This is a genomic window from Pseudomonas sp. Z3-8, assembly GCF_051131975.1.
GTDB lineage: Bacteria > Pseudomonadota > Gammaproteobacteria > Pseudomonadales > Pseudomonadaceae > Aquipseudomonas.
This window is the reverse complement of record NZ_CP071643.1, coordinates 4,187,569-4,208,170: the sequence shown is the minus strand read 5'-3', so window position 1 is coordinate 4,208,170 and position 20,602 is coordinate 4,187,569. Positions and strand designations below refer to the sequence as shown.

Sequence of the window (20,602 nt, the reverse complement as noted above, 5' to 3'; positions counted from 1 at the left end):
CATTGCGTCGGGCAGGCTCAGGCGAAGGCTGCCGGGACCTTTTCAGTGACGACCTGACCGGCCTGCATCCGCACCAGCTGATCGGCGATGTCGAAGTAACGGTCGTCGTGGGAAATGACGATGATGGTCTTGCCCAGGGCCTTCAGCTCCGGCAGCAGCTCGGTGTAGAAGATCCGCCGGAACACCGGGTCCTGGTCGGCGGCCCATTCGTCGAAGACCAGTACCGGGCGTTCTTCCAGCCAGGCGTTGAGCAGGGCCAGGCGCTTGCGTTGGCCGGTGGAGAGATCGGTGGTGCTGAAGACACCGTCGCGAATGCTGACCTTGTGGGCAATCTCCAGGCGCTCCAGGTAACGATTGGCGGTCCCCGGCACTTGCTGGTCGCCTTGCACCAGTTCATCGAACAGGTAGTAGTCGGCAAAAATCGTGGTGAACAACTGGCGATAATCGTCACGCTGCGCAGCCAGCACCGGCTTGCCATCGAGCAGAATTTCACCGCCCTGGGGCGTATAGAGGCCCAGCAGCAATTTGATCAGCGTGGTCTTGCCCCCGCCGTTCTCGCCGACGATGAATACGATCTCGCCCTGGGCGATGGACAGGTTGACCGGTCCGAGGGCGAAGGCCTGGCTGCCGTCGACCGCCGGGAAGGCGTAGTGCACGTCACGCAATTCAAGCTGTTGGATCGTCGGCTTGGGCACGCTCTTATCATTGAGCAGCAGGTGTGGCTCCGGCGAGGAGAACTGCTCGGCCAATTCCGCAATGCGCTTGAATGCAATGTTGGCGCGGCTGATCACCGGCAAGGTCATCACCAGATATTCCAGCGGCCCTTTCATGTACAACAGCACCAGCACAAAACCGCTGAGCACCGCCTTGTCGATGCCCAGCCACAGCGATTGGAGGGCCAGGACCAGGCCGATGACCACAAAAAACAGCATCGAGCCGAAGGTCTTGGCGACCACGAAGGTGTTGACCGAGCGGATGTTGGTATCGCAGATCTGCTCGGCGGTGGCTTCGATGCGCTGGCTGAACATGCGTTGGCGACGAGGCCGATGGATACGCAATTCCTTGGCGCCGGCGGCGATCGCGCTGTAGTGCTTTTGCAGGGCGTCTTCAGCCTCGCGGGCCGCTTCGAAACCGCGAATGCCACGGGCTCGCGCCACGTACTGGATGACCGTGCCGATCACCAATGCCACCAGCAGCAGCGCAAACATCGGCAATGACAGGTAGGCCAGGTAGGCCAGGCAACCGAGGGTGACGGTGAAAGCAATGGCCAATGGCGCAAAGGAAAAAGCGAAGTTGCTGACCATGTTGACGTCGTGGGTCAGTATCGGGATGAGCCGATGACTGCGAAAACGCTCGATCTGTTCGATCGGTGCCAGCAGGACTTTCTGGCCGAGGGATTTGCGCAGGCTGGCGATGATGTTCTGGCCGACATGGTTGGTGCCGATGTCCGACAGGATCGAGGTCAGCAGCGCCGCCGTGCAAAGCCCGGCGAACGTGCCGAGCATGTGTGACGAGGGCCCGGCATCGGCGTTCAGCGCGTCGTTGATGGTCGCCAGCAGGGCGGTGATGCTCAGGCCACCGAGCATGCCCAAGAGGATGGAGCCTACGACAATCAGCCGGAAGGGTTTGAGCAGGATGAACAATTCAGTGATCACCCCGCGTTGTGGTTGGCTCATGGAGGTTCCCTGCTAGATAAAAAGGGCGAAGGCCATCGGGGGCATTCACCGCATGGGCTGGAGGACGGCGGCACGCCGGTTGGGGCGCGCCCACCTATGGAACGATTGGAGGGGAAGGGGATTTAACGAGGAACCGCCTGACACACATTATTGTGGCGAGGGAGCTTGCTCCCGCTCGGTTGCGCAGCGACCGCAAAATCTTGGGGCCGCTGCGCCCGAAGCGTCGGACCGGCCCAGCGGGAGCAAGCTCCCTCGCCACAAAAGCGTGTCCGGCAGGTTGATCTACATCTCCCGGGCGACCCGGAACCCCAGCCAATCGCCGCGGGCATCGGAAAACACCGCGTTGCGGTTGCCCGAACGGGAGAATATCGGTGCTTCGCCCCAGTCGTTGCCACGGATGCGCCGCACTTTGCAGTTGCCCGTCAGCGCTGCGCTGCCGTCGCCTGGAGCATTGAGGTAGTTTTCGTTGAAGCAATCGGCGGTCCATTCGTAGACGTTGCCGTGCATGTCGTATACGCCGAAGGCATTGGGCGCGAAGCTGCCGGCCGGCGCGGTGAAGTTGTAGCCATCGGCGGCGCCGTAGGTATTGGCGTGCTGGGCGATGCTGTAGTCCTCGCCTTCATCGAACGGGAAGGGAAACGGGCCATCGCTGCCGCCGCGCGCTGCGTATTCGCGCAGGGACTCGCTGACCAACCGATACGGCTTGCCGGTTTTTTTCGACAGCCACGCCACGTAGGCGCTGGCCTCGGCGAAATCCATGCACACCGCCGGGTGCCGGTCGGTGTATTGCTTGCGCGGATCGCTGCCCTGGTAATCCGGGACGCCGGCCTGGCACGCGCGGCCGGGGCGCTTGTCGCCGTCAGGCATCACGTAGCCGCTGTCGCGCAGGTAGGCGAACCACTCGCCTTTGAGCACCTGGAAGCGGCTGATTGCCACCGGCTTGTCGAACGTCACCGGGTGCATCGGGCCTTCGTCGGGCTCGCGGCCGACCTCGTTGTCCGGCGTGCCCATCTGGAAGGTGCCGGTGGGCAGCACGACCATTTCCGGGCAGTCCTTGCAGTCGCGAAATACCTGGCCCGGTTGCGAGGCCTGGGCATTGGAGGGCAGCAGGGCGGTGAGGGCCAATGCCGGAAGCGTCTTCAATAAAAATCGGTTCATCGATTGCTCTCGATCAGTCATCAGAGTGTTTTGCTCAACAGCGCCATGAAGCGGTCGATTTCCACTTCGGTGTTGAGCAGCCCCGGCGCGGTGCGGATCACCGGCCCGGCATCGCGGTGCACGGCGTCGGCGATGACGCGGTTTTGCATCAGGTAGGCAGCGATCTCATCGCTTTCGCGATTCTTGACCCGGAAGAAGGTGAAGCCGGCCGACAGCTCCGGGCTCGGCGGCGTGACCAGCTCGATCTGCGGCAGCGCCAGCAGTTGTTTCTTCAGGTAGCTGTTGAGCGCGTGAATGCGCGCCTGCACCTCGGCCTTGCCCAGTTGCAGATGCAGCTTGAAGGCCTCGTCCGCCGCCCAGCGATGCTCGAAGGCGTGGTAGCCGCCCGGGGTCATGGTGGTCGAAAACGCCGTCGCCTCGGAGAAGGTCGGGATGATCGGCGTGACGTACCTGACTTCTTCGCTGCGGCTGCACACCACGCCGGTGCCCCGGGGGCCGAACATCCATTTGTGGGTGCCGGCGATGAAGAAGTCGCAATTCATCTGCGGGAAATTCAGGTCCTCGACACCGAAACCGTGCACGCCGTCCACCACATACACGATCCGCTGCTCATCGCCGCGGCCCTGGTTGTGCTTGTCCACCAGGGCGCCGATCTTGCCGATCGGCAGCTTCACGCCGCTGCCCGAGTGCACCCAGGTCATGCCCAGTACGCGGGTCTCGGGGCGGATGTTGCGGTCGATGGCCGCGAGGATTTGCGCCTCGCTGGCGTCGCGGGCGTTTTCGAACAGCTTGATCTTGCGCACCCGGGTGCCGTCCCGTTGCTTGCGCAAGTCGAGGATGGTGTGGGTGGCATAGTGTTCATGGTCGGTGGTGAGGATTTCCTGTTCGGGCCGTACATGGACGCCGCCATAGATCATCGCCAGGCCTTCGGTGGTGCTGCCGGTCAGGGCGATCTGTTTCGGTGTCGCTTGCAGGTAGCGCCCGGCCCAGGTCCGCACGTTTTCCTCGCGCTCTTCGGTGACGCCCAGGTCCCAGTCCATCAACAACCCCGGGTTTTTATCGAGGGCGGCGCGGTGGCGTTCGATGGCCTCGCGCACCGGACGCGGGTGCGTGGTGATGAGGAAATTGGAGAAATGCAGGTAGTCCGGGTCCTGGTTGAACAACGAGCGCAGTTGCGCCCATTTGTCCCGGGGCAGCGGCGACAATGGATCTGCAGCGGCGATGGACGGCAGGCTGGCGGCAAACGGCAGGCCGGCCGTCAGGATCCCGGCTTGCTTGAGAAAGGTACGGCGTTCGTTCATCGCTGGGCCGCCTTCTGCGTCGCGGCAATCGCTGGCTGGGCGGCTTTCTGCACCTGGTCCCAGACGCGCAGGAAGTTGCCGCCCCAGAGTTTGGCGATGTCGGCTTCGGAGTAGCCGCGCGTCAGCAGTTCGGCGGTCACGTTGCGGATGTCGCCGACATCTTCCCAGCCCTTTACGCCGCCGCCTTCGTTGAAGTCCGAGCTGATGCCGACGTGGTCGATACCGATCTTGCGCACGGCGTAGTCGATGGCATCGCCCAGGTCCTTGAGGCTGGCCTTGGGTTCCTCTTCGAGAATGGCGTAGAGCTGGCCGGCGTATTCGCCGAATCGCTGTTCCGGCCACGCGGCGATGATCGGATCGCCGGGCGTCAGCGCCATCGCCAGGTTGGGCAGCGGCGGCAGGTCGAAGCGCTCGCGCAGGTCGTTGAGTTTGTCCTGGGTCTTTTGCGTCAGCGGCCGCAGGTACTGGGAGAAACCGACAATCTGCACCACGCCGCCGCTGGCCTTGATCAGTTGCATTTCCTTGTCGCTGAGGTTGCGCGGGATGTCCACCATGGCCCGTGGCGCCGAGTGAGAAGCCACCAACGGGGTGCGGCTCAGTTGTGCGACTTGCTCCAGGGCCAGGGTCGACATTTGCGATACGTCAATGATCACGCCCAGGTCGTTCAGGCGTTTCACCGCTTGCTTGCCAATGTCCGAGAGGCCGCCAAGGGCGTCGGGCGAATCGTTGAAGAACGGCAGCGGTCGCGAAGAATCGGCCCAGTCGTTGTTGCCGATGTAGCTGAAGCCGAACATGCGCATGCCCCGCGCCGTCCATAGGTCCAGCAGGCTCAGGTCGTGGCCGAGGGGATAGGCATTGAGCATGCTGATGAAAATCGCGAACTTGCCTTCGCCGTGCAGGCGGCGAAAATCATCCGGGGTGTAGGCGATGGCGACCTGGTTGGGGAAATCCCGGACCATGCCGGTGATGATCTTGTAGCGCACTTCCTGCTGGTTGCGCGCTTCCTCGACGAAGCCGGCGGTGGGCTTGTGCGGCGCGTTGGGGCCGTTCCACAGTTCGGGCCAGCCGAATATGGTCAGCGCTGCGCCGGAGAGGTGACCGCGATTGGCTTTCACCAGGTCGAATTGGCCGTTGCCGTCCTTGTCCGCTTCATTGCCGGCGGTGCCAAAATCCAGCGGCACGGTGATGTGACTGTCGAAGGACAACAGGCGTTCGTGCAGCTCCCGGGCTTCTTTCATCACCTTGACCGGGTAGCCGGGATTGTCCCGCCACCAATGGTCCCAGGCCGCGAGCCCACCACCAACGACCAGCGCCAGGGCCAGGGATACGCCGGTGAAAAGAGCCTTTTTCGAACGTGGTGTGGTCATTGCCGATCTCAGTCTGGTTCGCCTTGGAAGGACAGGCGCGGGGGCCTTTGCTATCTGGGGGGAACGAGTGGTCGGCGGCGAAATTTAGGCGCCTTCGAGGGCCTCTTCGCGAGCAGGCTCGCTCCCACATTGAAATGCAATCCACCTGTGGGAGCGAGCCTGCTCGCGAAGGCGGCCGTGAAACCAACCTATCTTCTGCGAATGTACCCAGACCCATTGTGGGAGCGAGCTTGCTCGCGATGAGGCCCTCGCAGCTCGCTATAAATTTGTCCGCCCAGCCATCGTCCTAGCTTGGATAAAGCCCGTGCGAGGGCGAACACAGGTAAGGCAATGACGATTTCTCGACGATGGTTCATGGCAGGCCTGGCGCTGACCGGGGCCGCCGTGCCTGCGGTGTATTACGGGCGCCGTGAACTGACCCGGCCGGACCCCACCATTACTCCCGGCGAGGCGTCGTTCGATGTGGCGGATGTGGCGGGCCAGCGCCGGGCCAACACGCTGCGGGGTATCTGGACGATCCGTTTCGCCGGTCGCGATGCCGGTCTCGACGGTTTGCCCGGCGACGGCCTGCAAGTGTTTCTCGACATCGCCCACAAGGGCCGTGGCCTGGTGGGCTGCCTGGACACCGCCGAACGCCTGCGTGCCGGGGGCGAACCGCGTTATCGGGTCTTGGGCGACCTGGCCGGCAGCGACCCGAAGCAGTTGAGTTGGCGACTGATCGGCAGCGAACATGACGCGCCGGACTATGAGTTCATCATGACCCTGGACGAAGTCTGGGCCGGTTTCGGCAATGCCGGCACCGCCACCCTCAGTGGCCGGGTGTTGCGCCTGGACCGCCCGCTGGCCGAGCCGGAACTCGACAATCAGTTCATCGCCGTCAAGCTGCGCTTTCCCGAAGCCAGGGAGCGCATACCGCTGAGCCCGAAGCTCTTGGCCTGGCTGGTCTCGCCCGAGCACCGCCTGTTTCACCAGCTCTGGCACGCCTCGCGGGACAAATGGCACACCCTCGACGAAGACAAGCGCAATGCCCTGCGCGGCCTTGGCTGGCAGCCCGGTCCACGGGACAACGAGCGTGACGCCCGTGGGCCGCGCAAGGATCGCAACGGCTCGGGGGTGGATTTCTTTTTCATGCATCGGCACATGCTCGGCACGGCGCGTTCGTTCCAGTCGTTACCGTCATGGCCGCGTTTCCCCTTGCCGCAACCGGAGCTGGAACGTGATCGCTTGGGCTTTGCCCGGTATTTCGATAACGTCGACGGCACGGCACTGCCGCCGACCTGGCTGGCCCGTGGCGACGAGCAGTACGCTCAATGGGTCAGCGACATCAAGACCGCCGAGACCTACCACAGCAATTTCCAGGTCTGGGAGTCGCGCTATCGCGACCCGCGCTACCTGTCGAAGCTGACCTTGGGCCAGTTCGGTTCCGAGGTAGAACTGGGCCTGCATGACTGGCTGCACATGCGCTGGGCCTCGGTGCCCAGGGACCCGTCCAACGGTCATCCGGTGCCGTTCGCCCGTGATCAGGCGGACTTCGCCCAGCGCTGGTTCGAACCGGAGAACGATTTCCTGGGCGATCCGTTTTCGTCTCACGTGAGCCCGGTGTTCTGGGCCTTCCACGGCTGGATCGACGATCGCCTCGAAGACTGGTTCCGCGCCCACGAGCGTTTCCATCCGGGCGAAGTCAGCCGGCTGCAAGTCAACGGCGTGCCCTGGTTCGCCCCGGGCCGCTGGGTGGAAATCGCCGACCCCTGGCTGGGCCCGGACACCCATGGCTGCAGCACCACGCCGGGGCTGCAGGTCGGCCGCTCGGTGGAAATGGACCCGGAAACCATGAAACTGGCGCTGCGCATCACCTTTGGCAGCGATGACGACAAACTCTCCAGACTGTTGCGCCGCGTGCCGCAACGGCCGTGGTACGCGCGTAATCTGAAGTCCAAGCCGGTTTGACTTTTCCTTTGCGCGACACCTTGTGGCGAGGGAGCAAGCTCCCTCGCCACGGGTTTCACTTGGCTTGAGGTGCTAGCGCGGCGCGGCAATGTCCAGGGCGCGGTTTGCCAGGAGCTCGCCGAGCTCGATCATCTGCTGGATCCCCAACGCCAAATGCCGTCGCGAGCCTTCCAGGGCGAAGGCAAGGTCGCTGGCCATCGCATTCGCCGAGGCGAGGGTTTCGCTGAGGTTGGCGAGCAGGCATTCGATGTCGGCGTCTGCTGCGACGGTGAATAACGGGCTGGGGGATTCTTCGGGGGGATTGGGGGTGGCTTTGAACATTGTGCAGCTCCTGATTATGAACAAGGCGCTGCCAGAACATCACTTGCAGATGATGGGTGGCAGCTATGCGCGGGTCTGCAAGACCGGGAAACCAGGAACCCGGCAGACCCGAAGGTCTCCCGCACACAGCCGCCATTGAGCGACACGGATATGTCGATTGGCTTGTGGCAATGCGCCTGGTATTTCGCCGGGCTTGCAGACCCGATCACTGATGGGCAGTGACGAGGTACAAGTTATCGACAGAGTGGCAGGCGCACAAGCCGGCGGATTCTGGCGTAGTTGTAGGCAATGACGCAAGGCAACGTAGCCTCGCTCGGACGGCTTACATGGCCGGATAAACAGAACCAAAGCCGAATGAATTGGCATGTACTCCTGATGCTGATCTATACTGAGCAAGTATGAGCACGGTTCGTATTAAAAAACCTATAGAAAACATATAGTTATGTTGTTTTTGTACCTAGGTGCTGTTTGAGGTGAGGCATGGTTATCGAGGAGCGTATCAGGAGATCAATCGCCTTGCGAAAGGATGACGTGTTTCTGCGCTCTGAATTTTCCAAGTTCGGCAGCCCCGCGCAAGTATCTCGAGCATTGCGTCATCTGGTCGCTAGCGGTGTGTTGGTCAGACTTGGCATTGGTGTCTTTGCAAAAGCTAAAACCAGTATCCTCACCGGCAAGCCGATCCCGATACGTCCGCTTGAAGTTCTGGCGCCCCTGGCTCTGCAAAAGCTTGGCGTGAAGATCACGGCAGGGCGCGCATTGCGTGAATACAATGCCAGCGACAGTTTGCAGCTACCCGCCGGCATTGTTTTTGACACAGGCTTACGCCGTATCAATCGCAAGCTCGGTTTTGGTGGGCGTTACGTAGTCTATGAAAACCATCACGCCTGAGCAGGTCGAATTAATTGACGCGGTACTGGCAGAGGTTGACGTCGGTTTTCTTACCGCCAGCATCCTGGAAAAAGACATCCACGTAACAGATGCCTTGCAGCGCCTGATGGAAATGCAGTTCCCAGGCATTCGACTGGTGTTTTGTGGTGGGACGAGCCTGTCCAAGGCTTATCGATTGATCGAGCGCATGTCAGAAGACGTTGACTTGAAGATCGTATGGGATGAGTCGAACACGTTCAGTGCTTCGGCTCAAAAGCGACACCTCAGCCAACTGAAGGCTGAGGTCTGCCAGGTCCTCGCTAAGCTTGGCTTCGAAGAAACCATGGACGCGCGTATCGCCCGCAATGAAAACCGATATTTCTCCAGTCGTTGGCAATATGCTCCCCGATATCCTCATGATGCCAGTTTGCGGCCTTATCTGAGCCTCGAACTGACCGCACGAACTCCCCAATTTGAAGTGACTCGGCGACCGTTGGAACACCTGGTGGAAAGACTCGCCGCAAGGCCTGGACACCTGGGAACCATTCCGTGCGTGGCGGTTGAAGAAACACTCGCGGAAAAAGTCATTTCATTTCTTCGACGTTATGCTCAACACCAAGGCGGGGCCATGATTCAGCCATGGGACGATACATTGGTACGTCATATCTATGATGTATATTGCATAAGCGTTGGCGATCCTGCTGTCAGCGAACGAGCCGCCCACGGTTTCAAAAAGCTGGTCGAGTTCGATGCTGCTGAATTTGGTCGGCAGTTCCCTCCGTTCGCCGCCGACCCTGGGAAGGTTATGCAGGGCGCCTTGAATCAAATAAACTCGGACGCGGTGATTCGTGGCCAGTATGACGCTAGGCTGATACCGCTGATTTTTGGCTCCGTCCGCCCAAGCTTCGATGAGGCTTTTGCTGTATTTCGTGAGCACGCCGAGGCGTTAATCCGGACTCTGTGAATTCCTGACAGGATAGCTGGCCGCGGTTCTCGATCTCACTTGGCTTTACTTACATCACCCGCCAACCCCCACCCAGCGCCTTGTACAACGCCACGCTCGCCTGCACTCGTGCCAGGCGCAATTGCACGTTCATGTCCTGGGCGGCGTACAGCGTGCGTTGGGTTTCGAGTACGGTGAGCAAGTCTTCGGCGCCGGCCTGGTAGCGGCTCTGGGCGATGTCGAAAGCGGTTTGCGCCTGGTGCAGTTCTTCGCTCTGCCATTGTCGTTGCTGGTCCAGGCCCTGGATGCCGTTCAGGGCTTTTTCGACGTCGGCGAAACCGTTGATGATCGCGGCGCGGTAGGTTTCCAGCAGTTCTTCCTGGCGCGCGGTGGCCCTGTCCCGTTCGGCCCGCAGGCGACCGTTGTTGAAGATTGGCGCGGCCAGGCCGGCGCTGAGGTTGTAGACGTTGTTGCGCAGCAACTGGTCGGCAATGTCGGCGCCGGTGGCCAGGCTGAGGCCCAGGGTGACCGAGGGCAGCAGGGCGGCGCGGGCCACGCTGATGTCGGCCTGGGCGGCGGCGAGGCGTGCTTCGGCGGCGGCGATGTCGGGGCGCCGGCGCAGCAGGTCACTGGGTACGCCCGCGTCGATGGCGGGCCAGTGCAAGGCGTCGAAGGTTTCATCGTCGAGCTTGAGTGATTGCACCGGCTGGCCCAGCAACGCCGCCAGGGTGATCAACGCCTCCCGCGCCTGTTGTTGCACCTGGGGCAATCGGCGCCGCTGCGTCGCCACCAGGCTTTTTTGCTGGGACAGTTCCAGCGCCGTGGCGCTGCCGGCGTCGTAGCGGGTCTGCACCAGGTCGAGCACGTTTTGCGCGTTGGCCAGGTTCAGTTCGGCGATGCGCTGCTGTTCGCGCAGCGACAAGGCCTGGGTGTAGCTGTTGGCGACAGCGCTGAGCAGGGTCAGCTCCACGGTCGCCCGGTCAAACCGGCTGGCCGACAACGCGCTCAGCGCACTGTCCCGCGCCGCCCGTTTGCCGCCCCAGAAATCCACTTCATAACTGGCGCTGAGGTGGGCATCGTAGTAGTCGATGGTGCGGTTGTTCCGATCCACGTCCAACTGGCTGTAGCCCTTGCCCCGCAGCAACTCCTGGCGATTGCCGTTGAGCCCGGCGCGGATTTCCGGCAGCAACGGCGCGCCGGCGATCACCGCGCTGGCCTGGGCCTGGCGAACCCGGGCCATGGCGGCCGCGAGGTCGAAGCTGCCTTGGCGCGCCTGTTCGATCAAACGATCAAGTTGCGGGCTGCCGAACTGCTTCCACCATTGTTGGTTATCGACATGAGCACTGGGCGTATCGACAGTTTGCCAGGCCGAGGGCGGCTCGATGCCGCTGTCGGGTGTCGACAAAGGTGTGCCGCAGGCCGCCAGCAGCAGGCTGGCGGCCAGGAGGGTCAGGTGCGCTTTCATAGAGAAGGGTTCATTCACTGGTAAGGGCCGCGACCGGGTCGAGGCGAGCGGCCTTGCGGGCCGGCATGAAACCGAAGACGACGCCGGTGACCAGCGCGCAACCGAAGGCGCCGAACACCGCCAGCCATTCGAACGCCACGGCGATTTTGCCCAGCAGCAACGCGCCGCCCACCAGCAGGGCCAGGCCGATGCCGGCCAATCCACCGACTACGGAGAGCATTACCGCTTCGGTCAGGAACTGGCGCAGGATGTCGCGCTGGCGGGCACCGGTGGCCATGCGGATGCCGATTTCCCGGGTCCGCTCGCGCACCGTCATGAGCATGATGTTCATCACGCCGATGCCGCCCACCAGCAGCGAGATTGCCGCAATGGCCCCGAGCATCAACGACAGCGTGCCCTGGGTGCGGGCCTCGGCCTGGATCATCGCGGCGTTGTTGGTCAGCTCGAAATCCTGCTTGCCGTTGTGCAGTCGCAGCAAGGTACGGGAAACGGCCTGCTCGGCCTCCTTGACCTTGGCCGCGTCGCGAGCGGCGATCACCACGTATTCAGGATGACGGCTGCCGAACAGACGCACGCTGGCGGCGGAGTAGGGCACGGCGATGCGGTTGTCGGCGTCCGAATCCCCCGAGCTGGCGCCTTTTTCGGCGAGTACACCGACCACCTGAAACGGCACGTTTTCGATCAGGATGTAACGGCCGATGGGATCGGCGACGTCCTTGAGCAGCTTCTGCCGGACCTTGTGGCCGATCACCGCCACGGCCGCCGCGCTGCGTTCATCGGCGTCACTGAAATAGCTGCCCTGGGCCACCGGCCAGTTGAAGATGGTCGGGAAATTGGTGTCGTTGCCGCCCACGTAGCTGGTGTGGTCGAGGTTGCCGAAACGCACGTTGGCGTTGTTGCCGTTGACCGGCATGATGCGTTGCACTTCGGGCAGGGCGGCGAGGGCGGCGATGTCCTGTTCGCTGATGATGCCCTTGGCGGCGCGCGGGTTGGGCGCGGTGCCGTTGAGGTAGATGATGTTGGAGCCGAAGGCGCCCATCTGGGCCATGACCTGGCGCTTGCTGCCTTCGCCCACCGCCAGCATCACCACCACCGAGGCCACGCCGATGACGATGCCGAGCAAGGTCAGGGCGGTGCGAAAACGGTTGATCCACATCACACGCCAAGCGGCCTGGACGGCGTCCACCAGTTCGCCTTTCCAGGCGCCGTTGTGCTCGCTGCCGGCGCTCAGGCGCCGGCGCAGATCCACCGCCTGCAACGCCTTGGGGTTGGCTTGTGGTGCGCTGGCTGTGGTGGTGGCGCTGTCGCTGATGATCAGCCCATCGCGGATTTCGATGATGCGTTTGGCCCGGGTCGCCACTTCGCGGTCGTGGGTGATCAGGATCACCACGTGGCCCTGGCTCGCCAGTTCGTCGAGCAGCGCCATGACTTCGATGCCGCTCTGGCTGTCGAGGGCGCCGGTAGGTTCGTCGGCGAGGATGATGTGGCCGCCGTTCATCAAGGCCCGGGCAATCGACACTCGCTGTTGCTGCCCGCCGGACAGCTGGTGGGGACGATTGCCGGTGCGGCTCGCCAGGCCCAGGCGTTCGAGCAGGGCGCTGGCCCGGGCATGACGCTCGGCGGCCGAGGTGCCGGCATAGATGGCCGGCATCTCGACGTTTTCCTGGGCCGTGCCGGACGGGATCAGGTGGTAGCCCTGGAACACAAACCCGAACGCCTCCCGGCGCAGCCAGGCCAGTTCGTCGCTGCCCAGTCGGGCGACGTTCTCACCGGCAAAGCGGTACTCGCCGCTGGTGGGACGGTCGAGGCAGCCGAGGATGTTCATCAGCGTCGATTTGCCGGAGCCGGACGCCCCGACGATCGCCAGGAACTCCCCGGCGTGAATCGACAGGTCGATACCCCGCAGCACTTCCACCCGTGGGCTGTCGCCACCGCCGTAGGCCTTGCGAATGTCCCGCAGTTCGATCAGGGGCGTACTCATTCAGCCTCCGCTGCCGCTGGCCGGGCCGATCAGCACACGATCGCCTTCGCTCAGGCCGTCGAGGATCTGCGTGCGCAAGCGGTCGCTGACGCCGGTGCGAACGGTCCTTGGCTGGATGTCGCCATTGTCGGCCAGCACCCGCACCTGGCTCGCGTCCTGCAACGCGGCGATGGGCACGGTCAACACGTCCTTGGCCTGGGCAGCGACGAAAAATACCTGGGCGGTCATGTCTGTCATCAGGGCGCGGTCGGCGTTGTCCACGTCCAGCAGAACGGTGTACAGCACCACCCGTTCGCTGCCGCTGCGGCCACCGGAGGGGCTGCCGCCCTGGCTGGCTTCCAGCGGACGCGGCGGCACCGGCAGGATCTGTCGCACGGTGCTGCTCCAGCGCCGGTTGCCGCCGGCCAGGGTGGTGAAGTAGGCGGTCATGCCAGGTTTGACGTGGCCGATGTCGGCTTCCGAGACTTCGGCCCAGACCGTCATCGGTGACAGCCGGGCGATGCGCAGGATCAGCGGGGTTTGCTGCTGGGCGTTGAGGGTCTGGCCTTCCCGGGCGCCGACGGCAACTACGGTGCCGTTCATCGGCGCATAGATCCGGGTGTAGCCCAATTCGGCCTCGTCGCTGCGCAGATTGGCCTGGGCCTGGCGGATCTGCGCCTGGAACATGTCGATGCGCGCCTGGGTCGCCCGCACCTCGGCCTGCGCCGTCTGCACATCCTCTTCGCGAGTAGCTCCGCCGGCCTTGAGCTGTTGTTGACGGCGGAATTTCTGTTGCGCCAGGTCGTGCTGGGCGCGTTGTTCCTGGAGTTGGGCCTTGAGGTTTTCGATGGAAAAACGTCCGGCGTCGAGCCGGGCTTTCTGCGTGGACGGGTCGATTTCCACCAGCAACTGACCTTCGCGAAGCTCGTCGCCGGCTTCGACATGGATCTTCTGGATCTGCCCGGAGGCCTGGGCGCCGACGTCTACATAACGCCGCGGTTGCAAGGTGCCGAGGGCGGTGACGCTGTTTTCGATATCGCCACGGGTGACGGCCGCGGTGGCGACGGGGCCGTGGTCCGGCGTAACCGCTTGCCACGCGGCGAAGGCCACGGCCGGTAGCAGGGCGAAAGTCAGGAGCCAGGCGGGGCGGGTGAGGCGGGGACGTTTCATGCAGGGTTCCGGCCGGTGATATCGGGTCCGTCGCAAGAGCAGCAGGGACGGGGGGCTGTTCTGGTAAACGAGCGTTACCGGCGGGAATTTAGCGGGGGAAATACTGCGTAACAGTTGAACCCCGTGGCGAGGGAGCTTGCTCCCGCTGGTCTGCGCAGCAGGCCCAAGGCAGGCAACCCGATAAAAATTGTGCACTCAGGTTTTGGGGCCGCTTCGCGCCCCAGCGGGAGCAAGCTCCCTCGCCACAAAGGCGGGTTTAATGCCCAATCAGATGAACGAATCGGCCTTGATACAAACCAACGCTTTAAATCTATATGAGAATTACTATAAATTACGCGATTGAGCCTGCCACTATCCTGCCATGCCTTTTTCAGGCATGCCGAGTGGCACAGGGATAGCTGTCGCAGTCGCTGCGCACGGGAGTCATGTTGGAAAACTACTATCGCGAACTGGTGTGTTTCCTCAACGCCAGGCTAGGCAACCGCCAGGCGGCCGAAGATGTGGTGCATGACGCCTACGTGCGGGTCCTGGAGCGCGCCAGCGAAACCCCCATCGAGCAGCCCCGGGCGTTCCTTTATCGCACCGCGCTGAACCTGGTGATCGACGGGCATCGGCGCAACACCCTGCGCCAGGTCGAATCCCTCGATGTGCTCGACAGCGAAGAACGGTTCTTCACCCCATCGCCCCATACCAGCCTGGACCACGGCCAGCGCCTGGACATGCTGCAACGGGCCCTGGCCGAGTTGCCGCCGCTGTGCCGCGAGAGCTTCCTGCTGCGCAAACTCGAAGGGCTGTCTCACTCGCAGATCGCCGGGCGCCTGGGTATTTCCAGGGCGCTGGTGGAGAAACACATCGTCAATGCCATGAAGCATTGTCGTATTCGCGTACGGCAGTGGGACGCGTCCTGATTCACCCTCGCTGATTCTCGGTGGTAAATTTTCCTTCATTGTCCTCGTTCCTCTCAACAGACGACTGACGGCCTAGTGCGGGCCGCTCAAGTCACCCAGGCTTTCGCGCCCTGTTAAGGGGCTTCTCCAGAGGACACTGGACATGACACAGGCAATTGCAGCGCCCACCGTTCACGATTTGATCGGCATCGGCTTCGGCCCTTCGAACCTGGCGCTGGCCATCGCGCTTCAGGAACGTGGCCCGGTCCAGGGCGAACTGGATGTGTTGTTCCTCGACAAACAGGCCGACTACCGCTGGCACGGCAATACACTGGTGACCCAGAGCGAATTGCAGATTTCCTTCCTCAAGGATCTGGTGACGCTGCGCAACCCGACCAGCCCGTACTCGTTCGTCAATTACCTCAAGCACCATGGCCGCCTGGTGGATTTCATCAACCTCGGCACTTTCTACCCGTGTCGCATGGAGTACAACGACTACCTGCGCTGGGTGGCGGCGCAGTTCGCCGGCCAGAGCCGCTACGGCGAAGAGGTGCTGCGCATCGAGCCGGTGCTGCACAACCAGCAGGTTGAAGCGCTACGGGTGATTTCCCGCAACGGACGGGGCGAGGAGTGTGTGCGCACCACGCGTTCGGTGGTGGTCAGCGCTGGCGGCACGCCGCGCATCCCCGAGGCGTTCAAAGGGTTCAGGGAAGATGCGCGGGTGTTCCATCACTCGCAGTATCTGGAGCGCATGGCAACCCAACCGTGCGTGAGCGGCCAGCCAATGAAAATCGCGATCATCGGCGGCGGCCAGAGCGCAGCCGAAGCCTTCATCGACCTCAACGACAGCTTCCCATCGGCGCAGGTCGACATGATCCTGCGCGGCTCGGCCCTCAAGCCTGCCGACGACAGCCCGTTCGTCAACGAAGTGTTTTCGCCGGAGTTCACCGACCTGGTGTTCCAGCAACCGCACAGCGAGCGCGAGCGGCTGGTCAATGAATACCACAACACCAATTATTCGGTGGTCGACATCGATCTCATCGAACGCATCTACGGGATTTTCTACCGCCAGAAAGTCTCGGGCATCGCCCGCCATGCGTTCCGTACCCTGACCACGATCGAAAAAGCCACGGCCACGGAGAATGGCGTGGAGTTGGCCATGCGCAACAACGCCACCGGCGAGCTGACAAACCGGCGCTATGACGCGGTGGTGCTCGCCACCGGCTACGAGCGCCAGATGCACCGCACCTTGCTGGAGCCGCTGGCGCAATACCTCGGCGATTTCGAGGTGGATCGCAACTACAAACTGATCACCGATGAGCGCTGCAAGGCCGCCATCTACATGCAGGGCTTTTGTCAGGCCAGCCATGGTTTGAGCGACACCTTGCTGTCGATCCTGCCGGTGCGCGCCGACGAAATCGCCGGCTCGCTCTATGAGCACGGCAAGGAACGCGGCCTGGGCCAATCGGTACGGGAACAATTGCTGGCCACGGCATAAGGTGTGCCGCAGGCGGCGATCCCGGGCTGCGCTTGGGCGCAATACCACGGATCACCGTCTGCGCCTGAGCGATGTTATTTAATCGATAACACATCAGGAAATTCCTCAGAAACTTCCTACACTCCAGTCACGCTTGCTGTATTTTTCTACAGGCACGCTGACGGTTCGCTGTTCCCTTGCTTTGGCAGGCAGAACCTTATTTTCACCCAGGTTCGGTGGCGCTTCCGCGCCAACTCTGCCAAGGCCAGGCGAAACCCTCTGATCCGATGATTGTGTTTTCACGCATGAGCCTGGCGGCGTTGTGGCTGGGTTTATTGAGCATGGCGCCGGAGACCGTCGCTGCGCCCGAGTCGCTGCAGGTGCTTGGGCGTTCCACCGTGAGCGGTTATTCGGTGTCACTGGACGCAGCCGACCGGGCCTGGCTGCGCGGCAAGGGCTCGTTGCTGCTGGGCGCCTCGGCGCCGGATTATGCGCCGTTCGGTATCACCGGCAATGGCCATGAATACGAAGGCCTGACCGCCGATTACGCCGGGTTGCTCGGTCAGTTGTTGCAGGTCGATGTGCAGGTGCGCCGGTACCCGTCGCGGGCCGAGGCGCTGCAGGCCCTGCGCGGCGGTGCAATCGACATGCTCGGCAGCGCCAATGGCTTCGAGGCTGGCGACCCGGAACTGGCGATGTCCCAGGCCTACGCCGATGACCAGCCGACCCTGGTGACCCGTGCCGGTGACAATCGCAAGCTCGCGCCGGACCTGGCGGGCAAGCGGGTGGCGATGCTCTATCACTATCTGCCCCCTGAGGCGGTCAAGGCTTTTTACCCCAAGGCTTCGCTGCAGCTGTACCCGTCGACCCTGAGCGCCATCGGTGCCGTGGCTTTCGGCCAGGCCGACGTCTATCTGGGGGACTCGATCAGTGCCCATTACCTGATCACCAAGAACTACCTGAATAACGTCCAGTTGGCCGATTTTTCACGCTTGGAAGTGCAGCCGTTCGCGTTTGCCCTGGCGCGTGACAACACGCGCCTGCTGCGGATCATCAACAGCGCCTTGCAAGCCATTCCCGGCACCGAGCGCATGGCGATCCTGCGCCGCTGGAGTGCCGGGGGCGCAAGCATGCCCGGCCATCAGCGCCTGCATTTCAGTGTCAACGAGCAGCGCTGGCTGGACTCGCATCCGCGGATCAGGGTGGTGATCAATGATCATTTCATGCCGCTGACGTTCATTGATCAGCAGGGGCACTTTCGCGGTATCAGTGCCGATGTGCTGGCGAAGATCACCCTGCGCACCGGGCTGAAATTCGATATCCAGCACGGTGAGTCGCTTGAGGATCTGATCGCGCAGGTCAAGGGCGGCGAGGCCGACGTCGTGGCGGCGTTCCCGCCGGGTTCCGACTACGCCGATGAACTGAGTTCCACCCGACCTTATTTGAGCAATCCCTACGTGCTCGTGGCCGCCCTGGATACCCAGGCCCCCGTCACGCCGGAGCAGATGGCTGGCAAGCGCCTGGCGCTGGTGCGCGGCAATGTGCTGCTTGATTACCTGACGCAGCAGTTCCCCCAGGTGCAACTGGTGCCTGCGCAAAATGTCGCCGATGCCCTGGCCATGGTGGCTTCCGGCGCGGTGGACGCGGCGATCAGCCCGCTGCTCAGTGCCAGCTACATGATCTCCCGTCAGTACCGCGACACGCTGCAGATCACCTGCACCGTCGGTACCGAGCCGGCGCTGATCGCCTTGGGCACCCGCCGGGACGCGCCGCAGTTGCATTCGATCCTGGACAAGGCGCTGCTCAGCGTTGCCCCTGAGGAAATGGACGAACTGACCAACCGCTGGCGTACGGAAATCGTTGTGGAAGACAGTTATTGGCTGCGCCACCGCGCCACCGTTCTCCAAGGCTTCGCCATCGCTGCACTGCTGTTGCTCCTGGCGCTGGGCTGGATCGGCTATCTGCGCCATCTGATACGCAAGCGTCGGCAGGCCGAAGTCGCCCTCAACGACCAACTGGAATTCATGCGGGTATTGATCGATGGTACGCCGCATCCGATCTATGTCCGTGATCGCGAGGCGCGGCTAGTGTTGTGCAACAGCGGCTACCTGGAGGTATTCGGTGCCGAACGGCAGAGCGTTGTCGGCAAGACCCTGCTCGAAAGCGCGCCGGGGGATCCGGTCGAAGCGCGGCTCTACCACCATGACTATCTAAGGGTCATGGAGGAGGGCTTGCCACGGGTCCAGGACCGCCGCCTGACCGTGGCCAACGGTGAGGTGCTGACCATCTATCAATGGATGCTGCCGTATCGCGGCAGCGACGGCGCGGTCAGTGGCATGATCGGCGGCTGGATCGACGTCAGCGAACGCCAGCACCTGCTCGAACAATTGCGCATTGCCAAGGACGGTTCGGATGACGCCAACCGGGCCAAGACCACGTTCCTTGCGACGATGAGCCACGAGATCCGCACGCCGATGAACGCAGTGATCGGCATGCTCGAAATGGCGCTGAAAAAGGCCGAAGAAGGCATTGTCGATCGGGCGGCCATCGAGGTCGCTTCGGGCGCCGCTCATGGCTTGCTGGCGTTGATCGGCGACATCCTCGATGTTGCCCGTATCGAGTCCGGGCGGATGTCGCTGGCGCCGGAGCGCGCCAACCTGCGGGAACTGGTCGAGTCGGTGGCGCGGATCTTCGAAGGCCTGGCCCGGCAGAAACACCTTGGCCTGCAATTGGCGCTGGACGATGAGCTCGACCGCGACGTGCTGATTGATCCGTTGCACTTCAAGCAGGTGCTGTCGAACCTGCTCAGCAACGCGATCAAGTTCACCGATCAGGGCCAGGTGCGCTTGATCGCCGAGGCCGTCCCCGGCAGCGAAGACCGGCGACTCGCTGTTTGCCTGCGAGTGGAAGACACCGGCAGCGGGATTTCCTTTGAAGACCAGCAGCGGCTGTTCCAGCCGTTCACCCAGGTTGGCGACAACCGCGAGTCGACCCGCGGCGGTTCCGGGCTGGGGTTGGTCATCAGCCGGACCTTGTGCGAAATGATGGGCGGCACCCTGACGATGAGCAGCCTGCCGGGGGAGGGCACGCAGGTCGAGATCCGGCTGGATCTGCCGCTGCTCGACGCCTTGCTCCAGGCTCCGCTTGCCGGAGGCAAGGCGTCGTTGCCGATGCGGGCGCTGGCCATTCTGGTGGTCGATGACTATCCGGCCAATCGCCTGTTGCTGTGCCAGCAACTGAGTTACCTGGGCCATCGGGTGGAGGAGGCTGCGGAGGGTGTGCAAGGCCTGCAAGCGTGGCGCGCCGGGCGCTTCGACATGGTCATTACCGACTGCAACATGCCCCTGATGGATGGCTACGCATTGACCCGAGCCATTCGTGAAGAGGAGCGCGCGCGAGGCCTGTCGCCGATATTGATACTGGGGTTCACCGCCAATGCCCAGCCAGAAGAAAAGAAGCGTTGCATCGACGCGGGAATGAACGACTGCCTGTTCAAGCCCATCGGTCTCGAAGTCCTCGGCGCACGCCTGGCGCAGGTTTTGCCGGAACCGGCCGCAGGGATTCCTGAAGCGGAGCCCGAGGCGCCCACGGATGATTTTGACCTGGACGGCCTGGCGCAGTTGACCGGCGGCGATACGGAGGCGCTGAACAACCTGATCAGCGAACTGGTCACCTGCAATACCGAAGACACCGCGCAGTTGCTGCGCTTGTCCGCCCGGCATGATCTGCCCGGACTCGCCGACCTGGCGCATCGGATCAAGGGCGGGGCGCGGATGGTCAGGGCGCAAGGTCTGGTTAGCGCGTGCGATGCCCTGGAAGACGCTTGCCGGGAGCGGGATGCGTCGTCATTGGCCGATGCGGTGGGCGACTTGCAGCAGGCGCTCGAACATTTGACCGGGCGGCTGCGTGCATCGTCGCTCTGGTCAGGTTGAGGTGGTTGCTGGCCGACATGAGGGGATATCGATCGCAGGACGGCGCCATGGGCGCCATTTACCCGGTTTTTAAGATTTTTCCTACAGCGTCGTTTGGAAGCTTTCTCTAGCCTGACGCCTCCTGACGTTCA

Annotated in this window: 14 protein-coding genes; 6 read left to right on the top strand and 8 right to left on the bottom strand. The window is 62.9% G+C overall.

Annotated features, from left to right (window positions below; genetic code table 11):
* Positions 1 to 17: 17 nt before the first annotated feature.
* The 4 genes from J3P94_RS19230 to pvdM form a co-directional block, all read right to left on the bottom strand.
* On the bottom strand, positions 18 to 1,676 hold the full coding sequence (locus J3P94_RS19230; RefSeq protein ID WP_434569257.1) for a cyclic peptide export ABC transporter: 1,659 nt from the start codon (positions 1,674 to 1,676) through the stop codon (positions 18 to 20).
* A gap of 282 nt (positions 1,677 to 1,958) precedes the next feature.
* Entirely contained in the window at positions 1,959 to 2,834 is an 876-nt protein-coding gene (locus J3P94_RS19225) for a formylglycine-generating enzyme family protein (protein WP_434569256.1), read from the bottom strand.
* Between the two features lie 20 nt (positions 2,835 to 2,854).
* Positions 2,855 to 4,135, bottom strand: coding sequence for a pyoverdine-tailoring periplasmic protein PvdN (gene pvdN, locus J3P94_RS19220; RefSeq protein WP_434569255.1), 1,281 nt, complete (start codon positions 4,133 to 4,135; stop codon positions 2,855 to 2,857).
* Positions 4,132 to 5,502 (bottom strand): pyoverdine-tailoring dipeptidase-like protein PvdM, encoded by a 1,371-nt coding sequence (pvdM, locus tag J3P94_RS19215; protein WP_434569254.1) that lies wholly within the window; start codon positions 5,500 to 5,502, stop codon positions 4,132 to 4,134. The genes pvdN and pvdM overlap by 4 nt, the downstream gene beginning before the upstream one ends.
* A 330-nt stretch (positions 5,503 to 5,832) precedes the next feature.
* Here pvdM and pvdP point away from each other — a divergent pair, with 330 nt between their 5' ends.
* Positions 5,833 to 7,449, top strand: a complete 1,617-nt coding sequence (gene pvdP / locus J3P94_RS19210; RefSeq protein ID WP_434569253.1) for a pyoverdine maturation tyrosinase PvdP — start codon at positions 5,833 to 5,835, stop codon at positions 7,447 to 7,449.
* Positions 7,450 to 7,521: 72 nt separating this feature from the next.
* On the opposite strand, the gene J3P94_RS19205 is transcribed toward pvdP, so the two are convergent.
* Positions 7,522 to 7,770, bottom strand: coding sequence for a DUF6124 family protein (locus tag J3P94_RS19205; protein ID WP_434569252.1), 249 nt, complete (start codon positions 7,768 to 7,770; stop codon positions 7,522 to 7,524).
* A gap of 480 nt (positions 7,771 to 8,250) precedes the next feature.
* Here J3P94_RS19205 and J3P94_RS19200 point away from each other — a divergent pair, with 480 nt between their 5' ends.
* Together J3P94_RS19200 and J3P94_RS19195 are read left to right on the top strand one after the other, a co-directional pair.
* Complete coding sequence (locus J3P94_RS19200) at positions 8,251 to 8,658, top strand: DUF6088 family protein (RefSeq protein WP_434569251.1); 408 nt, start codon at positions 8,251 to 8,253, stop codon at positions 8,656 to 8,658.
* Complete coding sequence (locus tag J3P94_RS19195) at positions 8,639 to 9,601, top strand: nucleotidyl transferase AbiEii/AbiGii toxin family protein (protein ID WP_434569250.1); 963 nt, start codon at positions 8,639 to 8,641, stop codon at positions 9,599 to 9,601. The genes J3P94_RS19200 and J3P94_RS19195 overlap by 20 nt, the downstream gene beginning before the upstream one ends.
* A gap of 49 nt (positions 9,602 to 9,650) precedes the next feature.
* Here the strand turns inward: J3P94_RS19195 and J3P94_RS19190 are convergent, their stop codons facing one another.
* The 3 genes from J3P94_RS19190 to J3P94_RS19180 are packed head-to-tail and all read right to left on the bottom strand — an operon-like array spanning position 9,651 to position 14,175.
* Entirely contained in the window at positions 9,651 to 11,045 is a 1,395-nt protein-coding gene (locus tag J3P94_RS19190; RefSeq protein WP_434569249.1) for an efflux transporter outer membrane subunit, read from the bottom strand.
* A gap of 10 nt (positions 11,046 to 11,055) precedes the next feature.
* Positions 11,056 to 13,026: a MacB family efflux pump subunit gene (locus tag J3P94_RS19185; RefSeq protein WP_434569248.1), complete on the bottom strand. Its 1,971-nt coding sequence runs from the start codon at positions 13,024 to 13,026 to the stop codon at positions 11,056 to 11,058.
* Positions 13,027 to 14,175: an efflux RND transporter periplasmic adaptor subunit gene (locus J3P94_RS19180; RefSeq protein ID WP_434569247.1), complete on the bottom strand. Its 1,149-nt coding sequence runs from the start codon at positions 14,173 to 14,175 to the stop codon at positions 13,027 to 13,029. It abuts the gene before it with no gap.
* 425 nt (positions 14,176 to 14,600) lie between these two features.
* On the opposite strand from J3P94_RS19180, the gene J3P94_RS19175 reads away from it, so the two are divergent.
* The 3 genes from J3P94_RS19175 (at position 14,601) to J3P94_RS19165 (ending at position 20,471) form a co-directional block, all read left to right on the top strand.
* Entirely contained in the window at positions 14,601 to 15,083 is a 483-nt protein-coding gene (locus J3P94_RS19175; RefSeq protein ID WP_434569246.1) for a sigma-70 family RNA polymerase sigma factor, read from the top strand.
* A 142-nt stretch (positions 15,084 to 15,225) separates the two neighbouring features.
* A complete protein-coding gene (locus tag J3P94_RS19170; protein WP_434569245.1) occupies positions 15,226 to 16,560 on the top strand; it encodes a lysine N(6)-hydroxylase/L-ornithine N(5)-oxygenase family protein in 1,335 nt (444 codons plus the stop codon).
* Between the two features lie 266 nt (positions 16,561 to 16,826).
* Positions 16,827 to 20,471 carry an ATP-binding protein gene (locus J3P94_RS19165; protein WP_434569244.1) on the top strand — a complete coding sequence of 1,215 codons (3,645 nt, stop codon included), beginning with the start codon at positions 16,827 to 16,829 and terminating at the stop codon, positions 20,469 to 20,471.
* Positions 20,472 to 20,602: the final 131 nt, after the last annotated feature.

What these genes read in the sequence shown, in the direction of transcription:
- J3P94_RS19180 (WP_434569247.1), bottom strand. Translation starts at nt 14,175, where the DNA reads ATGAAACGTCCCCGCCTCACCCGCCCCGCCTGGCTCCTGACTTTCGCC.
- J3P94_RS19170 (WP_434569245.1), top strand. Translation starts at nt 15,226, where the DNA reads ATGACACAGGCAATTGCAGCGCCCACCGTTCACGATTTGATCGGCATC.
- J3P94_RS19200 (WP_434569251.1), top strand. Translation starts at nt 8,251, where the DNA reads ATGGTTATCGAGGAGCGTATCAGGAGATCAATCGCCTTGCGAAAGGAT.
- J3P94_RS19175 (WP_434569246.1), top strand. Translation starts at nt 14,601, where the DNA reads ATGTTGGAAAACTACTATCGCGAACTGGTGTGTTTCCTCAACGCCAGG.
- pvdM (WP_434569254.1), bottom strand. Translation starts at nt 5,502, where the DNA reads ATGACCACACCACGTTCGAAAAAGGCTCTTTTCACCGGCGTATCCCTG.
- J3P94_RS19205 (WP_434569252.1), bottom strand. Translation starts at nt 7,770, where the DNA reads ATGTTCAAAGCCACCCCCAATCCCCCCGAAGAATCCCCCAGCCCGTTA.
- J3P94_RS19195 (WP_434569250.1), top strand. Translation starts at nt 8,639, where the DNA reads ATGAAAACCATCACGCCTGAGCAGGTCGAATTAATTGACGCGGTACTG.
- J3P94_RS19165 (WP_434569244.1), top strand. Translation starts at nt 16,827, where the DNA reads ATGATTGTGTTTTCACGCATGAGCCTGGCGGCGTTGTGGCTGGGTTTA.
- J3P94_RS19190 (WP_434569249.1), bottom strand. Translation starts at nt 11,045, where the DNA reads ATGAAAGCGCACCTGACCCTCCTGGCCGCCAGCCTGCTGCTGGCGGCC.
- J3P94_RS19225 (WP_434569256.1), bottom strand. Translation starts at nt 2,834, where the DNA reads ATGAACCGATTTTTATTGAAGACGCTTCCGGCATTGGCCCTCACCGCC.
- pvdN (WP_434569255.1), bottom strand. Translation starts at nt 4,135, where the DNA reads ATGAACGAACGCCGTACCTTTCTCAAGCAAGCCGGGATCCTGACGGCC.
- J3P94_RS19230 (WP_434569257.1), bottom strand. Translation starts at nt 1,676, where the DNA reads ATGAGCCAACCACAACGCGGGGTGATCACTGAATTGTTCATCCTGCTC.
- pvdP (WP_434569253.1), top strand. Translation starts at nt 5,833, where the DNA reads ATGACGATTTCTCGACGATGGTTCATGGCAGGCCTGGCGCTGACCGGG.
- J3P94_RS19185 (WP_434569248.1), bottom strand. Translation starts at nt 13,026, where the DNA reads ATGAGTACGCCCCTGATCGAACTGCGGGACATTCGCAAGGCCTACGGC.